The sequence below is a fragment of the Sediminicoccus sp. KRV36 genome (assembly GCF_023243115.1).
Lineage (GTDB): Bacteria > Pseudomonadota > Alphaproteobacteria > Acetobacterales > Acetobacteraceae > Roseococcus.
In genome coordinates, this window is sequence record NZ_CP085081.1 from 4,699,969 (window position 1) to 4,719,093 (window position 19,125).

Annotated in this window: 14 protein-coding genes; 7 read left to right on the forward strand and 7 right to left on the reverse strand. The window is 70.9% G+C overall.

Annotated features, from left to right (window positions below; genetic code table 11):
* Positions 1–129: 129 nt before the first annotated feature.
* Positions 130–591 (reverse strand): HXXEE domain-containing protein, encoded by a 462-nt coding sequence (locus LHU95_RS22395; RefSeq protein WP_248709168.1) that lies wholly within the window; start codon positions 589–591, stop codon positions 130–132.
* 103 nt (positions 592–694) lie between these two features.
* On the opposite strand from LHU95_RS22395, the gene LHU95_RS22400 reads away from it, so the two are divergent.
* Positions 695–1,666 carry a GTP-binding protein gene (locus LHU95_RS22400; protein ID WP_248709169.1) on the forward strand — a complete coding sequence of 324 codons (972 nt, stop codon included), beginning with the start codon at positions 695–697 and terminating at the stop codon, positions 1,664–1,666.
* Positions 1,667–1,765: 99 nt separating this feature from the next.
* Here the strand turns inward: LHU95_RS22400 and LHU95_RS22405 are convergent, their stop codons facing one another.
* Both LHU95_RS22405 and LHU95_RS22410 read right to left on the reverse strand, forming a co-directional pair.
* Positions 1,766–3,355: a phosphoenolpyruvate carboxykinase gene (locus tag LHU95_RS22405; RefSeq protein WP_248709170.1), complete on the reverse strand. Its 1,590-nt coding sequence runs from the start codon at positions 3,353–3,355 to the stop codon at positions 1,766–1,768.
* A gap of 165 nt (positions 3,356–3,520) precedes the next feature.
* Positions 3,521–4,258 carry a DUF2470 domain-containing protein gene (locus LHU95_RS22410; protein ID WP_248709171.1) on the reverse strand — a complete coding sequence of 246 codons (738 nt, stop codon included), beginning with the start codon at positions 4,256–4,258 and terminating at the stop codon, positions 3,521–3,523.
* Between the two features lie 122 nt (positions 4,259–4,380).
* On the opposite strand from LHU95_RS22410, the gene tsaE reads away from it, so the two are divergent.
* Genes tsaE through trxA form a run of 6 tightly spaced genes read left to right on the forward strand, consistent with a single transcriptional unit; the run spans position 4,381 to position 13,504 of the window.
* Positions 4,381–4,815: a tRNA (adenosine(37)-N6)-threonylcarbamoyltransferase complex ATPase subunit type 1 TsaE gene (gene tsaE, locus LHU95_RS22415; RefSeq protein WP_248709172.1), complete on the forward strand. Its 435-nt coding sequence runs from the start codon at positions 4,381–4,383 to the stop codon at positions 4,813–4,815.
* On the forward strand, positions 4,812–5,747 hold the full coding sequence (locus tag LHU95_RS22420) for a phosphotransferase (protein ID WP_248709173.1): 936 nt from the start codon (positions 4,812–4,814) through the stop codon (positions 5,745–5,747). The genes tsaE and LHU95_RS22420 overlap by 4 nt, the downstream gene beginning before the upstream one ends.
* Before the next feature lie 11 nt (positions 5,748–5,758).
* Entirely contained in the window at positions 5,759–6,472 is a 714-nt protein-coding gene (locus LHU95_RS22425) for a nucleotidyltransferase family protein (RefSeq protein ID WP_248709174.1), read from the forward strand.
* The gene (addB, locus tag LHU95_RS22430; protein WP_248709175.1) at positions 6,469–9,495 is read left to right on the forward strand and encodes a double-strand break repair protein AddB; all 3,027 of its coding nucleotides are present in this window, start codon (positions 6,469–6,471) and stop codon (positions 9,493–9,495) included. The genes LHU95_RS22425 and addB overlap by 4 nt, the downstream gene beginning before the upstream one ends.
* A complete protein-coding gene (gene addA / locus LHU95_RS22435) occupies positions 9,492–13,121 on the forward strand; it encodes a double-strand break repair helicase AddA (RefSeq protein WP_248709176.1) in 3,630 nt (1,209 codons plus the stop codon). Before addB ends, addA begins: the two co-directional genes overlap by 4 nt.
* Before the next feature lie 53 nt (positions 13,122–13,174).
* Positions 13,175–13,504 (forward strand): thioredoxin TrxA, encoded by a 330-nt coding sequence (gene trxA, locus LHU95_RS22440; RefSeq protein ID WP_248709177.1) that lies wholly within the window; start codon positions 13,175–13,177, stop codon positions 13,502–13,504.
* A 136-nt stretch (positions 13,505–13,640) separates the two neighbouring features.
* On the opposite strand, the gene LHU95_RS22445 is transcribed toward trxA, so the two are convergent.
* From LHU95_RS22445 to LHU95_RS22460, 4 genes are read right to left on the reverse strand one after another with little or no spacing between them, the layout of a single operon-like run.
* The gene (locus LHU95_RS22445) at positions 13,641–14,699 is read right to left on the reverse strand and encodes a glycosyltransferase (protein ID WP_248709178.1); all 1,059 of its coding nucleotides are present in this window, start codon (positions 14,697–14,699) and stop codon (positions 13,641–13,643) included.
* Positions 14,696–17,767 (reverse strand): glycosyltransferase, encoded by a 3,072-nt coding sequence (locus tag LHU95_RS22450; RefSeq protein WP_248709179.1) that lies wholly within the window; start codon positions 17,765–17,767, stop codon positions 14,696–14,698. Before LHU95_RS22450 ends, LHU95_RS22445 begins: the two co-directional genes overlap by 4 nt.
* A gap of 41 nt (positions 17,768–17,808) precedes the next feature.
* Positions 17,809–18,510, reverse strand: coding sequence for a hypothetical protein (locus tag LHU95_RS22455; protein ID WP_248709180.1), 702 nt, complete (start codon positions 18,508–18,510; stop codon positions 17,809–17,811).
* Positions 18,511–18,515: 5 nt separating this feature from the next.
* Positions 18,516–19,124 (reverse strand): class I SAM-dependent methyltransferase, encoded by a 609-nt coding sequence (locus tag LHU95_RS22460; RefSeq protein ID WP_248709181.1) that lies wholly within the window; start codon positions 19,122–19,124, stop codon positions 18,516–18,518.
* Position 19,125 lies beyond the last annotated feature (1 nt).

Genomic DNA, 19,125 nt, shown 5'->3' on the forward strand with positions numbered 1-19,125 from the left:
GCTGCCCTGCGTCCGACGTGATTTGTTCAGCCTGATGGGCCCGTGCTGATCGGCGCCGGGATGGGGCGCGGCTCAGGTCAGGGCGCGGCCGAGCCCGTCAAACTCCGGCGCCCCCGCATCTCGCAGACATCAGCGGTCCTGCCGGAAATATGGCTTGTCCCTGATTTTCAGCAGCGCGACGGGCCACGCCATCAACCCGGCGCCGATCAGCACGGAAAGCGCCACCCCGGCCCAGGACACCTCTGCCACCGCGTAGCAGGCGATCGCCAGCGGGTAGAACAGCAGCAACGCCGAGATCAGCCCGGGTGAGAAACGCCCTCCGAAGCGGATCACCGGCAGCACGTGAAAAAAGGTGGCGTTGATGAACATGAGGGCCGGCAGGCTCAAGGCCACCGCCGGCAGCTCCTGCGCGATCATGGCCGCCGTGACCCCCAGCACGCCCACGGCCGCGTTCACCACGTAGAAGCTCGGCCATTCCACCGGCAGCCCCAGCACATTCCGCGCCCAGTCGCGCCAATTCAGCACGAATTCCTCGATGACATGCAGCGCATAGGCGGCGGTCGAAAGCCACAACAGATCCGTCAGGGTCATTGCGGATGGTATGCGTCCGACGCAATCCCGGGCAAGCGGCACTTTGCCCTTTCGCGCCCCTGCACCATATTGCCGCCAAATCATCCTCCTGGAGTTCCCCCCGATGAGCGAAACCATCGCGCCCGTCCCTGTCACCGTCCTCACCGGCTATCTCGGCGCCGGCAAGACTACGCTGCTCAATCGCATCCTCACCGAGAACCACGGCAAGAAATTCGCTGTGATCATCAACGAATTCGGCGAATTGGGCGTGGATAATGACCTCGTCGTGGATGCCGATGAGGAGGTGTTCGAGATGAACAACGGCTGCATCTGCTGCACCGTGCGCGGCGACCTGATCCGCATCCTCTCCTCCCTCATGAAGCGGCGCGAGAAGTTCGACGGCATCATCGTCGAAACCACCGGCCTCGCGGACCCCGCCCCGGTGGCGCAGACCTTCTTCGTGGATGAGGATGTGAAGCGCGCCACCAAGCTGGACGCGATTGTCACCGTCGTGGACGCCAAGCACCTGCTCGCCCGCCTGGATGACACCAAGGAAGCCGAGGAGCAGATCGCCTTCGCCGACCTCATCCTGCTCAACAAGATGGATTTGGTGAGCGAAGCGGAGGCGGTGGAAGTGGAGCGCCGCATCCGCGCCATCAACCCGATGGTGGAGCTGATCCGCAGCACGAAATCCGACGCGCCAATTTCCAGCGTGATCGGCCGTGACGCCTTCAACCTGGAGCGCATCCTGGTGCGGGAGCCGGACTTCCTCTCCGGCGAGGATCACCACGAGCATGACAGCGAGGTGAACTCCGTCGCCTTCGAGGTGAGCCGCCCGATTGACCCGGAAAAATTCAATACCTGGATGACCGATCTGCTGGCCGCCAAGGGGCAGGACCTGCTGCGCACCAAGGGTATCCTCGCCTATCCGGACGAGGATCGCCGCTTCGCCTTCCAGGCCGTGCACATGATCGCCGATGGCGATTACATCGGGCCCTGGAAGGACGGCGATCCGCGCAAGTCCAAGATCGTCTTCATCGGGCGGGATCTGAACCGGCCGCAGCTGCGGCGCGGGTTTGAGGCGTGCCAGGCGTAACAGGGGCAGGGCCTGGCAGAAGGATCGAAGGGCGCTGCCCTTCGAGCTCCCGGCAGGAAGCTGGGGTTCCTGCCCCTCCCTTCCGTCAGCTGGCGCGGGTTATGCCGCCGCCTTGATCGCGGCGGCCTTCACGCTGGCATCGACCGCACCGGCGAAGGTCTCGAAATTCTGCTCGAACAGGCTGACCAGGTTCTTCGCCGTGGCGTCATAGGCGGCCTTGTCGGCCCAGCTCTCGCGCGGGTTCAGCACATGCGCGGGGATGCCGGGAACGCTCTTGGGGATCATCAGGCCAAAGAACGGATCCTGCTCGAACTCGACCTTGGCGAGGGAACCATCCAGCGCGGCGCGCAGCAAGGCGCGTGTGTGCTGGATGCTCATGCGGCTGCCGGTGCCATAGGCGCCGCCGGTCCAGCCGGTGTTCACCAGCCAGCAATCGGCGCCATGCTTCGCGATCAGATCGTTCAGCATGCGGCCATAGACTTCCGGATGGCGCGGCAGGAAGGGTGCGCCGAAGCAGGTGCTGAAGGTCGCCTGCGGCTCCTTGCCCATACCCTTCTCGGTGCCGGCGACGCGCGCCGTATAGCCTGACAGGAAGTGGTACATCGCCTGGGCGGGCGAGAGCTTGGAGATGGGCGGCAGCACGCCGAAGGCATCGGCCGTCAGCATCACCACATTCTTCGGCAGGCCCGCCTTGCCCGTGATCGTCACATTCGGGATGAATTCGATCGGGTAGCAGGAGCGCGTATTCTCCGTATAGCGGTTATCCTCGAGGTCGAGCACGCCACGCTCATCGGCCACCACATTCTCCAGCACGGCGCCGAAGCGGTGCGACGCATCCCAGATCTGCGGCTCGGCCTCGCGGCTCAGCTTGATGACCTTGGCGTAGCAGCCGCCCTCGAAGTTGAAGACGCCCTGGTCCGACCAGCCATGCTCGTCATCGCCGATCAGGCTGCGTTCCGGGTCGCTGCTCAGCGTCGTCTTGCCGGTGCCGGAGAGGCCGAAGAACAGCGCCACATCGCCCGCGGCGCCCACATTGGCGCTGCAATGCATCGGCAGCACGCCGGCCGCCGGCAGCAACCAGTTCATCACGGTGAAGATGCTCTTCTTGATTTCGCCGGCATAGCTGGTGCCGGCGATCAGGATGGTCTTCTGCGCGAAGCTCAGCGCGATGCAGGTGCTGGTGCGGCAGCCATCCACGGCTGGGTCCGCCTCATATTCCGGGGCGTGCAGGATGGTGAAGTCGGGCGTGAAGCCAGCGAGCTCCGCCACGGGCGGGCGGATGAACATGTTGCGCGCGAACATCGCGTGCCAGGCATTGGTCGTCACCAGGCGCACGCGGATGCGATGCGCGGGGTCCGCACCCGCATAGAGATCCTGCGTGAACAGCACCGGGCGCTCGGCCAGCCAGCCGCGCACCTTGGTGGCGAGGCCCTGGAACTTCGCGGCCTCCATCTTCTTGTTGATCTTGCCCCACCAGATGTCCTGGGTGACGGCGGGATCATCCACCACGAACTTGTCCTGCACGGAACGGCCCGTATGCACGCCCGTGATGGCGATGAAGGCGCCATCCGCCGAGAGCCGGCCTTCCCCACGCGCCAGGGCGTGCTGCACCAGCAGCGGCGCCGTCAGATTGGCGTGAACCGGGTTGCTGGAGGCAACGCCAGTGCCGGCGAGGGCGGATGCGGTCATGCGGAGTTCCCCGTTTACGAGCTCAAAGCCGTGACCGTTTCACCTGTCCCGGTCGTGCAGTGTCACTGGGGGCATTTCGATGACAGTCGCGGCGGAATTACGGCGATCGGACGGCGCCGGTCAATGCCAGTAAAGCGCGAATTTCCGTGGCTTTGCGGAAATTCGTTATTGCTGCGTTGCAGCAATAATCGCCCTGGCCCGACGGGCTGTCCGGATCAATTCGGCACGCACGGAATCGGCATCCCGGGCGGGGGCTGCGAAACCCAGGCGCAGCACCGTTTCGCCACAGCTCAGCTCCAGCCCATCGACATCCACCGCAGTCAGCAGCCATGCGCCCGGCGCGCCCCCGAGCAGCGCTGTGGCGATGACCGCCACGGCATCGGCATGGTCCGTATTCACATGTTCGATGATGCCGGCCTCGGCTTCGGCGATGGCCGCCACGGCCTCCGGCTCCGGCAGGAGCTGCGCCATCTTGAGGCGCGTGGCGCGGGCGAAGCCACCCACCATCAGCGCGCCCATCGGCGTCACCCGCCACAGCGCGAAATCGCCGAAATCAGCGTAGAGCGCGGCATAGGGGTGGCGCGCCAGCCAGCGCGCCTTCAGCGCGGCATCGGTGATCTGCTCGGCGATCCCGGTCAGCGTCACGCGCGGCGCGGTTTGTGGGTTCAGCGTCTCGGCGGGGGCGGTGAAGAGCAGCGCGCAGCGCGGCTCCCGCTGCAGATGCCGCGTATGCTCCGAGAGGGAGGACAGCCACAGCAGCGGGGCGAGGCCAGGTGTGCAGCCGGGCGTCACCAGGCTGGCGAAGGGCTGGCCTTCCTGCTGGGTGGCGAGGGTCGCGGCCGTTGCGGCGCGGATGATGCGGCGCGCTTCGAAACCAGGGTCGGGGGGCGTATCGTCGGGCATGGGGGGAAGATGCGCGCGGGCCGCGGATTCTTCCAGCGGCGGCGGTGGCGAAAGATGCGCGGGCCGCACCCGCCTTCCGCCCGCTTTGCGGGACTCGCCGCCGCCCTGCAAGATGGAAGAGCATGAACATCACGCTCGACACCCTGACCGCCACCGAGGCGCTGGCCACGCGCCTGGCCGGGCTGGCGCGCGCGGGTGATGCGCTGCTGCTGCAAGGGCCGCTCGGTGCGGGAAAATCCGCCCTGGCCCGCGCCTTCCTGCGCGCCGCGACCGGCGATCCGGCGCTGGAAGTGCCCAGCCCCACCTTCACCCTCGTGCAATCCTATGACCTGCCGGGCGGCATCGCAGCGCATCATTTCGACCTGTACCGGCTGGGCGGGCCGGCCGGGCTGATCGAGCTGGGCTGGGATGAGGCGCGGGCGGGGATCATCCTGGTGGAATGGCCGGAGCGGCTCGGGCCGCTCGTCCCGCAGGGGGCGCTTCACGTGGAACTGCTCCCCGGCGCTTCGGAGGAGGCCCGGCAGGCGCGCCTGTCCGGCTGGGAGGGGCGCCTGTGACGCTGCTCGATGCCCATGGCTATGCCACGGCCCGGCAGGACATCCTCCAGGCTGATGCCAGCAAGCACTATATCCGGCTCAGCGGGGGGCCACGCCCGGCGCTTCTCATGCGGACGCCCTCGGCCGAATATCTCGATGCGTTCCTGCGGGTGGCGCGGCATCTGGAATCGCTCGGCGTGCCGGCGCCGGGGGTGATCGGCGTGGAGGCCGCTACTCACACCGCCCTGGTGCAGGATCTGGGCAGGGCCAGCATGGCCGACGCGCTGGATGCGGGGGCCGAGGCGGCGCCGCTCTATTTCGACGCCGCGCGCAGCCTCGTGGCACTGCACGCGGCGCCACCGCCCGCAGGGCTGCCCGCCTGGGATGCCGCGGCCATGATCCGCGCCACCGAGGCGACATTCTGCGACTGGTGGTGGCCCGCCACCTTCGGCACGCCCTGCGGCCCCGAAATCCGCCAGGGGCTGGGCAGTGCGCTTGCCGCCATGCTCGCCCCTTTCGCGGGGGAAGGCTTTGTCCACCGGGATTATTTTCCGGCCAATCTGATCCCCACGCCGCGCGGCATGGCGGTGATCGATTTCCAGGATGCGGCCACCGGCCACCCCGCCTATGACCTCGTCTCCCTGGTGGAGGATGCGCGGCGTGACGTGGACCCCGCCCTGCGGGAGGCGGTGGTCAGCGCCTATCTCGCGCAGCGCCCGGGGCTGGATGCCGAAGGCTTTCGCGCGGCCATGGCGGTGCATGCGGCACAACGGCATTTGCGCGTGGCGGCCCTGTGGGTGCGGCTGGATCGGCGCGACGGCAAGCCGCACTATCTGCGGCACGGGCCGCGCTGCTGGGCGCTGCTGGGCCGCGCGCTGGAACATCCGGCCGCCATGCCCCTGGCACGCTTCCTCGATGCGCATCTGCCCGCCGGGCGGCGGCAGAACCCGTGATGCAAAAGGGCATGCTCCTCGCCGCCGGCCTCGGTAGCCGCATGCGGCCCCTGACGGCAGAGACGGCGAAGCCGCTGCTGCCGCTGCTTGGCCGCTCGCTGCTGGACCACGCGCTGGACCGGCTGGCGCTGGCCGGCGTCGAGGAGGTGGTCGTCAACGCCCATTGGTGCGCCGAAAAGGTGGCAGCGGCGCTGGCCGCGCGGGAGGGCACGCCGCCCCGGCTGCGCCTGCAGCTGGAGCCCGAATTGCTGGAGACCGGCGGCGGCATCCGCCGTGCCCTGCCCCGCCTGGGCGAGGCGCCCTTCGCCGTGGTGAATGGCGACGCCTATTGGCTGGATGGTCCCACCCCGGCCCTGACCCTGCTCGCGCGGCATTTCGACCCGGCACAAATGGATGCCTTGCTGCTGCTGATCCGCACCACCCAGATCGAGGGCGAAGTCGGGCGTGGCGATTTCTTCCTCGATGCCACGGGGCGCTTGCGCCGCCCCGGTCCGGGCCAGATCGCGCCCTATGTGTTCGGCGGCGTCCAGATCATGGCGCCAGCCCTGGTCGCGCCCGAGGCGGAGGGGCGGTTCAGCCTCAATCGCTGCTATGACCGCGCCATCGGCCAGGGCCGCCTGTTCGGCCTCGTGCATGATGGCGCCTGGTTCCATCTCTCGACACCGGGCGATCTGGCACGAACCGAGCGGCGCCTGCTCGGCCGGATGCGCGGCCACTGGCTGTGAAGCTGTTTGCCATCAGCCCCGACCAGGCCTTCCTGCCGGCGCTGGCGCGGGGTGTGCTGGCGCGGCTGGGCACCGGGGGGGAATTGGCCGCCGCCACCATCCTGCTGCCCACCCGCCGTGCCGCCCGCGCCCTGCAAACCGCCTTCCTGCGCGAATCCGCGGCACCCGCGCTGCTGCTGCCCCGCATGCGCGCTTTGGCCGGCCTCTCGACCGAGGATGCCGACGAGCTGGCGCTGCCCGCCCTGCTGCGCCTGCCGCCGGCGGTGGATGCGCTGCGCCGCCAGGCCGTGCTGGCGGGCCTGGCCAGCAAGCTCCCGCGGGAGCGTGGCGGCCCCGCCAGCGCCGAACACGCCTGGGCGCTGGGCCAGGAGCTGGGCAGGCTGCTCGACGAAATCGCCCTGGAGGAGGCCGAAACCCTGCCGGATGACCCGGCCCTGCTCGGCCATCGCTGGCTGGAGCGGCTGGAGGCGCTGGCGCCGGAATCGCTCGCGGTGCATTGGCAGATCACCACCACCTTCCTGCGCGCCATCGTCATCGAATGGCAGGGCTGGCTGACCGATCAGGGGCTGCTCGATCTCGGCGTGCGGCGCGTGCTGGCGCTGCGCGCGCAGCGTGTGGCCTGGGAGGATGCGCCCCCTGACAGCGGCGTGATCGCCGCCGGCATCGGCATGGGCGGCACCGTGCCCGCCGCGGCCGACCTGCTGCGCGTCATCGCGACACGGCTGCCACAGGGTTTCGTCGTGCTGCCCGGCGAGGATGCGGCGACGGCCGCCCTGCCCTGGGAGGCGCTGCGCGAGGCGCCCACCCACCCCTATGCCGGCCAGCGCGCCATGCTGGACCGCATGGGCGCCACCATGGCCGATGCCTTGCCCTGGGTGGAGGCTCCCCCTGGCCGATTGGCGGCGCTGCTGGGCACCGCCCTGCTGCCCGCCGGGCATCTGGCGCCTTGGCAAAGCCCACCTGGGCAAAACCAGACTGGGCAAAACCCCGACGCCTGGGCCGCGCCACTGGCCGGGCTCAGCCGCATCGAGGCGGGTGACGCGCAGCATGAGGCAGCCGCCATCGCGCTCACCTTGCGGGGCGCGCTGGAAACCCCCGGCGCGCGGGCCGCGCTGGTAACGCCGGATCGGGACCTCGCGCGCCGCGTCGCCGCCGAATTGCCGCGCCACGGCATCCTGGCCGATGACAGCGCGGGCCAGCCGCTGTCCGACACGCCACCCGGCGCTTTCCTGCGCCTGATCGCGCAGCTCGCGGCGGGGGAATGCGGGCCGGTGGCGCTGCTCTCCGTGCTCAAGCACCCGCTTTGTGCGGGGGGGATGGAGCGGGGCGATTGGCTCTCCGCCACCCAGGCGCTGGAACGCGCCATCCTGCGTGGGCCTTCGCCCGGCCCGGGCCTTGCCGGGCTGCGCGCGGCGCTGGCCGGGCTCAGGGATGCCGAACCGCGCCTGGCCGCCTTGCTCGATGCGCTGGAGGCGGCGCTCGGCCCCTTCACCGCCCTGCCGCGCAGCCCGCTGCGCCCGGCGGCTGACCTGCTGGCCGAGCATCTGGCCGCTGCCGAGGCACTCGCCAGCACGCCCGCCCTGCCCGGCGGCCTGCGGCTTTATGCCCAGGCGGAGGGCGAGGCCCTGGCGCGGCACCTGGCCGCCCTCGCCCCGGCCATGGCGGAGTTTCCGGCCCTGTCGCCGGCGGATTGGCCGGGATTGTTTGACGCAGCCCTCGCCCAGGGCAGCACGCGGGCCGCGCGCATCTCCCGCGGGCGCAGCGATGCGACGCATCCCCAGGTGGAAATCCTTGGACTGCTGGAAGCCCGGCTGCTGGATTTCGACCTGGTGGTGCTGGGCGCGCTGGATGAAACCATCTGGCCCCAGGCGAGCGACCCCGGCCCCTGGATGAGCCGGCCCATGCGGCGGGAATTCGGCCTGCCCTCGCCGGAATTGCGCATTGGCCGGGTGGCGGCGGATTTCTTGCTGACGGCTTCCGCCTCATGCCGGGCGGTGCTGTCCCGCGCCGCGCGGCGCGGCGGCAGCCCCGCCGTGCCGGCGCGCTGGCTGACGCGGCTGGATGTTTTTCTGCGAGGCCAGAACGGCCTGGCCCTGACGGCCGAGCCCTGCGCCGAATGGGCGCGGCTGCTGGACCTGCCGGCCGAAATCCGCCCCTGCGCCCGCCCCGCGCCCCGCCCCCCGCGCGATGCCCGGCCCGAGCGCATCACGGTCAGCGATGTCGCGACCCTGATCGCCGACCCCTATGCCTTCTACGCCCAGCGCATCCTGAAGCTCCGCCGCCTCGATCCGCTGGAGCAGGAGCCGGGCGCACCGGATTACGGCAACCTGATCCATGCCGCGATTCATCGCTTTCTCAACGCCCTCCCGCAGGCCTGGCCGGGCGAGGATGCCGCGCGGCCGCTTTGGGACGCGGCCGCGCGGCGCGCGCTGGATGAGGCCGCGTTGCGCCCGGCGGTGGCCGCCCTCTGGGCGCCGCGCCTGGCGCGGATCGGCGGCTTCATCCGCGGGCTGGAGGCGCAGCAGCGGAATGGGCTGCTGGCCACCTGGCCCGAATTGAAGGCGAGCGTCACGGTGAAGCGCCCGGGCGGCAGCATCACGCTGCAGGCGCGGGCAGATCGCGTGGATCGGCGTCTGGACGGCACGCTGCGCATCCTGGACTACAAGACCGGTACCGTCCCCTCGAAGCGGGATGTGGAGGCCGGCACCGCGCCGCAATTGCCGCTGGAAGCCTGGCTGGCCGAGCAGGGCGGCTTCCAGGGCGTGCCGCCCGGGCCGGTCGCCGCGCTGGAGTATTGGCGCCTGACGGGCGCGGATCAGCCGGGCGAGGTGCGTGCCCTCGCCCTCGACATCCCGGCCGCCATCGCCGAGGCGGAAGCCGCGCTGCATCGCCTCGCGGATCGCTTCCTGCTGGGCGATGGCGCCTTTCCCGCGCATCCACATCCCCGCCGCCGCGCCGGGTTGGATTATCAGCATCTCGCGCGCATGGCCGAATGGTCGGCCGAGGCGGAGGGCGAGGCATGACCGCGCCCGATGACCCGAAGGGGCTGAATCGGCCGCACAGCAACGCCGATGACCCGAAGGGGCTGAATCGGTCGCGCAGCAACGCCGATGACCCGAAGGGTCTGAATCGGCCGCGCAGCAACGCCGATGATCCGAAGGGGCTGGAGCGGCCGCGTGACATTGCGCAGGCAAGCCAATCCCGCGCGTCCGATCCCGTGGTCTCGGCCTTCGTCACCGCCTCGGCAGGTTCGGGCAAGACCAAGCTGCTGACGGACCGCCTGCTGCGCCTGATGCTGGGCGGGGCACGGCCCGAGCGGCTGCTCTGCCTCACCTTCACCAAGGCGGCGGCGGCCGAGATGGCGACGCGGCTGAATGCCCGGCTGGGGCATTGGGCCGTGGCCGCGCAGCCCGCGCTGGAGGCGGAGCTGCGGGCCCTGCTCGGCCATGCGCCCGGGGCCGCGGAAATCGCCCGCGCCCGGGCCGGCTTCGCCGCCGTGCTGGAATTGCCCGGCGGCATGCGGATCGCCACCCTGCACGGCTTCGCGCAATCCCTGCTGCGCGGCTTCCCGCTCGAAGCCGGCCTGCCGCCCGGTTTCGCCGTGCTGGAGGAGCTGGACGCCACCGCCGAACTTGCCGCCGCGCGGGAGGTGGAGCTGTTGGTCAGCCCGGCGCTGGAGCGCCTGGCCGCGCTCAGCAACGCGGCCGGGCTGGGCACGCTGATGGGCCAGCTGCGCCGGGCTGAGCCGATGCTCCAGGCCGGGCTTGCCGCCCTGGGCGGCCTGCCCATGCTGCTGGCCGAGATCGCGCAGCGCCTCGGGCTGGACCCGCAGGCGGATGAGGCCGAGCTGCGGCGCGATGCCGCCAACCCGCCTGCGGCAAAGGAGCTGGCCCGCGCGGCCGCCATGCTTTTGCTGGGCAGCGAGAAAACCGACGCCCCGCGCGGCCAGGCGATGCGCGACTGGCTCGCGCTGGACGAGGCCGGGCGTGACGCGCGGCTGGAGGATTGGGAGGCCGCCTTCCTCACCGAGAAAGGCACCCTCCGCAAGAATTTCGCCACCCGGCAGACCGGGGCGAACCAGGGCTTCATCCAGACCATTTGCGACCAGGAGGGCGAGCGCCTCCTCGCCGCCCGCGCCCAGGCCGAGGCGCTCGCTTTGCTGCGCGCCACCGAGGCCGCGCTGGTGCTGGGCATCCCCGTGCTGCGCCGCTTCGCCGCCGCCAAGCAGCGCATGGGCCGGCTTGATTATGACGACCTGATCCAGGCGGCGAAGAAGCTGCTGGAAAACCCCGGTGCGGCCTGGGTGCTGTTCAAGCTGGATGGCGGCCTCGATCACGTCCTGCTGGACGAAGCGCAGGACAGCAACCCCGAACAATGGGGCATTGCCCGCGCCCTGACCGGGGAGTTCTTCGCCGGCCAGGGCACGCGCGAAAATGCGCCGCCGCGTACCATTTTCGCGGTGGGTGATGTGAAGCAATCCATCTACGGATTCCAGGGCGCCGATGCCGGCGGCCTGCCCCGCGCCGAGCGGGAGTTCCGCCGCGCCATCGCCGCCGCCGGCCAGGAATTCCGCGCCGTGCCGCTGGAGGTGTCCTTCCGCTCGGCGCCACCCATCCTGGCCCTGGTGGATGCGGTCTTCGCCGAGGGGCCGGCCCGGCAGGGCGTGGTGGCCGAGGGGCAAAGCCTGCGCCATCTGCCCGATCGCGCGGGGGCGGCCGGCCTGGTCGAGCTCTGGCCGCTGCAATCTCAGGAGAAGCCCGAGGACCCGCCCGCCTGGGCCGTGCCCGAAACCCCCATGGCCGAAGCCGGCGCCGATGCGCGCCTGGCCGCCGCACTGGCCGCGAAGATCCAGCACATGATCGCGCATGGGCGGCTCGATGCGCGCTGCGAGGAAGACCCCACGCGTGGCCGCCCGATCCGCGCCGGGGATATCCTGGTGCTGGTGCGCCGGCGCAACGCCTTCCTCGGCCAGCTGGTGCGCGCCTTGAAGGAACGCGGCGTGCCGGTGGGCGGCGTGGACCGCATGGTGCTGATCGAGCAGATCGCCGTGCAGGATGTGCTGGCGACACTGGACGCCATCCTGCTGCCGCAGGATGAGCTGCAACTCGCCGCCGCGCTGAAATCGCCGATCTTCGGGCTGGATGAGGAGGCGCTTTTCGCCCTGGCGCATGACCGACCCGGTACGCTGCATGCGCGCCTGATGGCCGAGCGTGGGGCGGAAACACTCCTCGGCCGCGCCGCCGATCTCTTTGCCGCGCTGACCGCCCGCGCCGACCATGTGCCCGCCCATGCGCTGATCGCCGAGATCCTCGGCGAACGTGGCGGCCGCGCCCGGCTGCTGGCGCGCCTCGGCCCCGACGCGGCGGACCCGCTGGATGAATTGCTGACGGCCGCCATGGCGCATGAGCGTGCGCATGCGGCCTCGCTCCAGGGCTTCCTGCACTGGCTGCGGCGTTCCAGCGCCACGGTGAAGCGCGAGGCCGAGACCAGCGCCGACATGGTGCGGGTGATGACGGTGCATGGCGCCAAGGGCCTGCAATCGCCCATCGTCATCCTGCCCGACACCACCGCGACCCCGGCGCAATCCGCCGGGCTGCGCTGGACGGAGGAGGAGCTTCCGCTCTGGGCGCCGCGCAAGACGGGCTTCCTGGCGCCCGCCTATGCCGATGCGGATGCGCAGCAGGCCGAGCGTGAGGCCGAGGAAACCAATCGCCTGCTCTACGTGGCGCTGACCCGGGCCGAGGACCGGCTGCTGATTTGCGGCTGGCATGGCAGCAAGGCACCCGCCGCGGGCTGCTGGTATGAGAAGATCGCGGCCGGCTTCGCGCGGCTGGAAGGGGCGAGCGCGCAGGATTTCACGCCGGGCGACTGGGGCGGCGATGCCGCCGGCTTCGCCGCCGGGCCGCTGCTGTGCCTGGCCTCGGCCCAGAGCGATCCGCGCCGGCCCGAGCCGCGGCCCATGGCCGAGGCCGCCGCCTCGCTGCCGGCCTGGGCCCGCATCCCCGCCGCCACGATCTTGGCGCCGGGCATCGCCACCCCTTCCCATATGGAGGATGAGGAATCGGAGCTTCCGGCCGCCGCACCCCATGCGCCGGGCGATCCGCTGGGGGCGCGCTTCCGGCGCGGCAACCTGATCCATGCCCTGCTGCAATCCCTGCCGGATCTGCCGGAGGATCAGCGCCCCGCCATAGGGCGTGGCTTCCTGGCCCGGCCCGGCCATGGGCTGGATGCGGCGCAACAGGCGGATATCCTGGAGGAGGCGCTGGCGGTCATGGCGCATCCGGCCATTGCCGCCGCCTTCGGGCCAGACAGCCTCGCCGAGGCGCCGCTGGCCGGGCGGATCGGCGGGGATGCAGCAGGCGGGGGCGGGCCTGGCGGACGGCTGATCCTCGGCCAGGTGGACCGGCTGCTGATCACCGATCAGCGCATCACCCTGCTGGATTTCAAGACGAATCGCCCGCCCCCGTCCCGCGTGGAAGACGCGCCCCGCGCCTATCTGCGCCAGATGGCCGCCTATCGCGCCGTGCTGCGCCTGGCCTTTCCGGGGCGCCCTGTGGATTGCGCGCTGGTCTGGACCTATGGCGCCCGGGTCATGCCGCTGCCGGCCGAATTGCTGGACGCCCATGCCCCGCCCGAGGGGGGCGCTTGACCTGCGGGCCGCGCGATACAACCTTGCAGCGATACGAATTAAGGGAGCCCCCCATGAGTGACGTGACCAAGGCCGTGACCGATGACAGCTTCCAGACCGATGTGCTGGACGCGAAGGGCGCCGTGCTCGTGGATTTCTGGGCCGAATGGTGCGGCCCCTGCCGCATGGTGGCGCCCATCCTCGATGAGATCGCCACGGAATACAAAGGCAAGCTGACCGTGGCGAAGGTCAATATCGACGACAACCCGATGACGCCGAACACCTATTCCGTACGCGGCATCCCGACGATGATCCTGTTCCAGGACGGCAAGCCCGTGGATACCAAGGTCGGCGCCATGCCGAAGGGCCAGATGAAGGACTGGATCGCCTCCAAGCTCGCCTGAGGGCGATTTCGGCCCCGGCCGCTCCGGGGGGCTCAGCCTTGCGCCGCCCGGTGCTCCACCAAATGGGCCTCCGCCAGATGGGCCTTCGCCCGGCGGGTCGCCGCTGGGCGGCGCGCGGTCGCGCGCCGAGGCACCATCAGCCCTCCAGCCGCACCGCGTCATAGACAGCGCCCAGGATCGGGCTGATCCGGGCCGGGCGATAATGCCGCGCGCGTTCCAGACAGGCCGCCGCCAGGGCGCCATGGGCAGCCTCGGGCATGGTGAGCACATCGCGCGCGGCGCGGCGCATATCCTCGGCGGAGCCGGGCGTGAACAGCAGCCCATGCGCCTCGGCCGGCAGGATTTCCAGCAGCCCGGGCAGGCGCGGCGCCAGCAGCGGCCGCCCGAAGGTGAGCGCGAGCAGCGCCACGCCCGAACTCAACGGCCGGTCGTAATCCAGCACCACGGCGCGGGCGGCGCGGAACAGCCCGCCGGTCTCAGCCTCCGGGATGCGGCGGATATCCCAGTCGAGCGTGGCGCGGCCGGCCTGGGCGGCGCGCAGGGCATCCAGCGCCGCATCGCCCGGCTGAGATTCGCCCGCGATGGTGATCCGGGCCCCCAACCCGCTCAGGAACGCCTCCGGCAGCCGCTCCACCACACGGTCCAGCCGCTTGTAGCCGCGCAGCTTGCCGAAGCAGAGCAGCCCGGCCCCGGTGGCGGGTGCGGCACTCCCTGGCTCGGGCTCATAGACGCCGAGATAGGAGGGGTGCGGCAGCAGGAACGCCTTTTGCGCGACGGGCCCCACCTGCGCCTCCAGCAGGGTCAATGCCTCGGTGCTGTGCAGCAGGATGCGATGCGCCGTGGCGGCGATGGCCCGGCGCAGCTCCAGGAAGGCATCCGCGTCCAGCGCCTCATGCGGGGCGGCATTGTGCAGCGTCCAGAGGATGCGCCCGCCGGCCGCCCGGAATGCCGCCAGCCGCGCGGCCAGGTGCCGCACGGTCAGCAGCACCTCGGCCGCGCTCGGGATGCCGCGCAGCAGATGCTCCTCCCAGTGCAGATGCAGCAGGGCGGTGCCCTCCGGCAGAAGGGAAAAGGCGTCCTCCACCGTGCCGCGAATCGCGTCATAGCGCCCGGCCAGCCCGGCATGGAGCAGGCCGTGATAGGGGTTGTCCTGATAGATGGTGGCATTCACCACCGGGATGCCCGTGCCGCTCATCCGGGCAGGATCAGCGCATGCGCGGCAAAGCGCCGCGTGCCCAGCGGGAAGGGCAGGCGCGGCGTCGCCTCGCCGGCGCGGATGCGCTCATGCCAGGCCTCGGCGCTGGCGTGGTAATCGCTGCGGATGGTTGTGAAGCCGGTGCGGCCCAGGCCGAATTCCTCGCTCGCGGTGAGGGAGTCGGCGCGGGCGCGGCCGACGAGCAGGGGCCAGCGCAGCCGCGGCACCGCGCGTTCGCCAAAGGCCAGACCGATGCGCTGGATGAATTCCAGATCCGCCGCCACGCGCACGCTGTCGAAGAACCCGATCCGCTCCATCACCGCCGCGCGGCGGAAGATCAGCGAAATGCAGCAGAGATGCGCGATCTGCCCGCCCGCCTTGATGATGATCTCGCCCTCGCTCGTCATGCGCAGCCAATCGGTGGTGAGGCCGATCAGATCCGGCCGGCGCAGCAGCATGCCCACGCTGCAGGCCAGGCGGTCCGGATGGGACCAGTCATCGGAATCCTGCAACGCCACGAAGGCGCCCGTGCTATGCAGCAGGCCGATATTCTTGCTGACATAGGTGCCGTCATTGGTGGTTTTCAGGATCACCCGCACCCTGGGGTCACGCTGCTCGATCTCGCGCAGCAGGGCGGGGGTGGCGTCGCTGCTCGCATCATCCACGATGATGAGCTCGAGGTTGCGATAGCTCTGCTCCAGGATGGAGCGCACCGCCGTCAGCAGATAGGCCGCGCTATTGAAGCTGGTCATCACCACCGAGATTTTCGGCCCGTCCAGCACCAGGCCATCGGGGTCCGGGCCCGCGCCGCGCAACTGGTCCAGGGCGGCGCCGCCCAGGCCCGCGTCCCGGCGCAGCGGCCGCGCGCCGTATCGCGCGAACATGCCATCCAGCGCGGCGAGGCCGGCCGCCCAATCGCCCGCCTGAGTGAGGGCGGCGCAGCGGAACAGCGGCGCCTCGATCGGAAAGCTGCGCGCCACGCCCGTGGCCTCCAGCCGGGCCGCATGGCGCAGGGCGGCATCGGGTGCGCGCTGCTCCAGCGCGATGGCCATGGCGAGCAGCCCGAATTCCGGATCGGGCACGGGTGCGTCCAGCCAGGCCTGCGCCTCCAGCGCCGCCTCGGCAAAGCGGCCGGCGAAGAAATGATTGCGCGCATGCTCCCGCAGGATGCCGGGATCGCCCCGCGGAAGGTGCTCCGCCAGCAGCGCCTGCGCGGCCTCGATCCCGCCCGAGAGGCGCATGGCCTTGGCGGCGGCGATCACCGCGCGCTCGCCCCGCGCCTCCGCCGGCAGCCGCGCCCAGGCGGCAAGCACGCCGGCATGGTCGGTGAGATCCTGCGCGAGATACATCAGGGCGGCGATGGGCGGCGCCCAGCCGGGCCGGGCCTCGGCCAGCGCCTCCAGCAGCGCCCGCGCCTCCGCCACTTGGCCGCCGGCGATGGCCAGACGCGCATGCTCCAGCCGCAGCGCGGGGGAAAGCGGGTCCAGCGCGAGCTTGCGGTGCAGGACGACGCGCCGCTGCGTCAGCAATTCCTCCAGCCGGGCGCGAGGGCGCAACGGGTCGGCGCGGCAGAGGTCCAGCTCGAAGGTGAAGCGCCGTTCGGCCGCCAGCTCATGCGTGGGGTGGGCGGCCAGAAGCTGGTCCAGCGCATCGGCGGCGCCCTGGTAATCGCCCGCCTGGCGGATGGCGAGGGCGCGCAGCAGCATGGTCTCCGCCTCATCCGGCCGTTGCGCCAGCGCGGCTTCGGCGAAGCACCGCGCGGCGAGGGCGTCCCCCGCCGCGGCGGCGGTGCGCGCCAGGGCACAGAGCAGCGCATGCGGGGCGGCGGGCGGCGGTGGCAGCCGCGCGAGGGCCGCATGCAGCAGCCATGCCCGCCCCTGTAGCGCCGGCGCGCCCAGCAGCGCCAGGGGGGTCGGGGCCAGGGCCTCGGCCAGGATTTCGGGCGGTGCGAAGCCGAGGGCGAGGCGCAAGGGGCCCTCCGCCGGCAGCGCCGACCCGGATGCGGCCTGGCCCTCGCGCAGCGCCAGCCGCGCGGCCAACTGCGGCACCATATCCCCGGGGGGGTCCAGCCGTGCGGCCTCGGCCAGGGCGGCATGGGCGCCGGGCAGGTCGTCCATGCTGGCCAGAAGCTCGGTCAGCCACAGCCACGCCTCGGCCAGGGCAGGGGTTTCCGTGGTGAGGCGGCGCAGCAGCCGGATCGCCTCGCCGCGCTGCCCGGCTTCGGCCATGGCCAGGGCGCGCTGCACCTGCCGATGGCCCGATGGCGGCCTGGATGATGCGGGGCTGGGTGATGCGGCGCTGGCCTGCGACACCGCATCCCGCAAGGCGATCAGCCCGGGCAGGGCCGCCTCCTCCGCCGCGCCGCATTCGAACCAGTCCAGCGCCGATTCCAGCCGCAGCCGCGAATGCCGATCCGTCAGCAGATGCAGCAGCAGCCCGGCCCAAGCCTGGCCAGAAGGCGGCTTGCCGGGTGCCAGGAACTGGGCCTCGGCCAGGGCGCGCCATTCGGGCGGCGCCTCGATGGCCGCAAACCCCGGCAAGGGCGCCAGCACCGCCTCCCGCCAGGCGGGCGAGAGAATCATCTGCCGCGCGGCGGCCAGGCAATTGCCCTCCGTGACGGGCAGAGGCGGGGCGGGGCCGCAGAGCAGATGTGGCAGCGTCTGCCGCCAATCGCCGGCGCCAGCGCGCTGCACCGTGCCGCCAAGCGCCTGGGCGAGGCCCGGCTCACTCTGGGCCAGCGCCGCGAGGTTGGCCGGATGGCGCAGCCATTCCGCCAGGGCCGTGGGCCAGCGCCGCGCGCCGGAGAGCCCCAGCGCCTGCGCCACCCAGGCGATGAGGTCAGGGTCCAGCAGCGTCTGCGGCGCGGTGTCATCGCCTTGCAGCCGGGGCAGCACCTTCTGGCGAAACTCGGCCGAGCGCAGAAGATGCAGCAGAACCTCGGCCAGCGAGCGGCCGAGATGCGCCTCCAGGTCGCTCGCGCGCGCCGGCCAGCGGCCCAGGACCAGCCGGAAGGCCATTTCGGCATCGGCGCTATCGGCCGGGAGGGTGATGTCGCGGAGCGACTTCAAGGCTGGGTTCCACTGCGCAGGGTCCGCCATCCTAACCCGGATCAGTCCGGAACAGGGAGGCCCGCCGCCAGCGCGATGCGCGTGATGTCGCGCCGCGCCAGCGCCATCCGTTCCGCCAGGCTGGGCGCGTCGCGGCGCAGGATCTGGCGGATGAAGCTGGCCTTGGTGCTGTTGAAGACATCCCGCTCCTCGATGCCGATGCCCGGCCAGAGTCGGACCAGGTTTTCCGCCAGGACGCGTTGCAGCAGATCCTGGTCATTCGGCGCAAAGCTCCAGCCGGCCGTGCTGCCCGCCAGCATCTCCTCCGTCACCTCCTGCAGGAACAGCCGGTGCCACTCCGTCAGGATGAGCGCCGTGTCCTGATGGGCGAAATTGAAGAAGACGACGCCGGCATTGATGTCCGACAGGGCCTTGTTGTGGCCCAGCGCGCCCAGGATGGAACGATGCGCGCGGCTGGCCAGAAATCCGTGCAGGTCAAAGTCGAGATCAGCCACATAGGCATCGGCGTCCAGATAGAGCAGCCAGCCGGTGAAGCCCTCATCCAGCAGGCCCTTCAACAGCAGGATCCGGTTGAAGGTGGCGTGCCAGGGGTGGCAGCCGCGCGCAATGCCGATATGCGCCGCGTAGCGGATGCCCTGGCGCGTGCAATAGGCGCGATTGACCAGGCCGGTCACCTCCAGGAAGCCGCGATACACCACGGGGTCCGCGGTCTGCAGCAGCAGGGCGGCGGGGGAGCCAGCCAAGACGCTCAGGCCTGCCGGCTGAGGCCGAAGCTCAGATGGCCATGGCTTTCGAGGGTGAGGTAAGCGTATTTCCAGCCGTAATCCACGCAGAATTCGTGGCAGGCCTCGATCACGCCATAGGGCCAGGGGGTGATGACATTCCCGTTGCAATAGTCATGGCCCAGGATCAGCCCGTCCTTCTTCACCTTGGCATGGCACAGCCGCAGCTCCTTGGCCGTGGTCGCGTAGGAATGATCCGTGTCGATATAGACCCAGTCGAAGGTGGCATCCGGGAAGCCGGGCAGCACCTGCACGGACATACCCCGGTTCACCACCAGCTGGCCGGCCGCGAAACGCTCGGCGAATTCGGCCTCGATCCTGGCCAGGCCCTCGGCGTAGCGGGGCGAATCCCACACATCGATCAGGTGCAGGCGGGCGGGCTTGTTGCGGCGCAGGATCTGGCGCGTGAAATCGCCAAAGGCCACGCCGATCTCGGCCGCGACACCGCCACGCGGCAGGCGTTCCAGCAGCGCCTCGCGGTCGGGAACGACGCGGCAATCATGGGTGTGCAGATCATCGAGGCGGGTTTTCGGCGCGGCGGCCTTGATGGCGCGGCGTGCATCGGGCGTCGTCATC

Excerpts from the sequence above, each read along its gene's own strand:
- LHU95_RS22395 (WP_248709168.1), bottom strand. The coding sequence starts at position 591 with ATGACCCTGACGGATCTGTTGTGGCTTTCGACCGCCGCCTATGCGCTG.
- LHU95_RS22400 (WP_248709169.1), top strand. The coding sequence starts at position 695 with ATGAGCGAAACCATCGCGCCCGTCCCTGTCACCGTCCTCACCGGCTAT.
- LHU95_RS22405 (WP_248709170.1), bottom strand. The coding sequence starts at position 3,355 with ATGACCGCATCCGCCCTCGCCGGCACTGGCGTTGCCTCCAGCAACCCG.
- LHU95_RS22410 (WP_248709171.1), bottom strand. The coding sequence starts at position 4,258 with ATGCCCGACGATACGCCCCCCGACCCTGGTTTCGAAGCGCGCCGCATC.
- tsaE (WP_248709172.1), top strand. The coding sequence starts at position 4,381 with ATGAACATCACGCTCGACACCCTGACCGCCACCGAGGCGCTGGCCACG.
- LHU95_RS22425 (WP_248709174.1), top strand. The coding sequence starts at position 5,759 with ATGCTCCTCGCCGCCGGCCTCGGTAGCCGCATGCGGCCCCTGACGGCA.
- addA (WP_248709176.1), top strand. The coding sequence starts at position 9,492 with ATGACCGCGCCCGATGACCCGAAGGGGCTGAATCGGCCGCACAGCAAC.
- trxA (WP_248709177.1), top strand. The coding sequence starts at position 13,175 with ATGAGTGACGTGACCAAGGCCGTGACCGATGACAGCTTCCAGACCGAT.
- LHU95_RS22445 (WP_248709178.1), bottom strand. The coding sequence starts at position 14,699 with ATGAGCGGCACGGGCATCCCGGTGGTGAATGCCACCATCTATCAGGAC.
- LHU95_RS22460 (WP_248709181.1), bottom strand. The coding sequence starts at position 19,124 with ATGACGACGCCCGATGCACGCCGCGCCATCAAGGCCGCCGCGCCGAAA.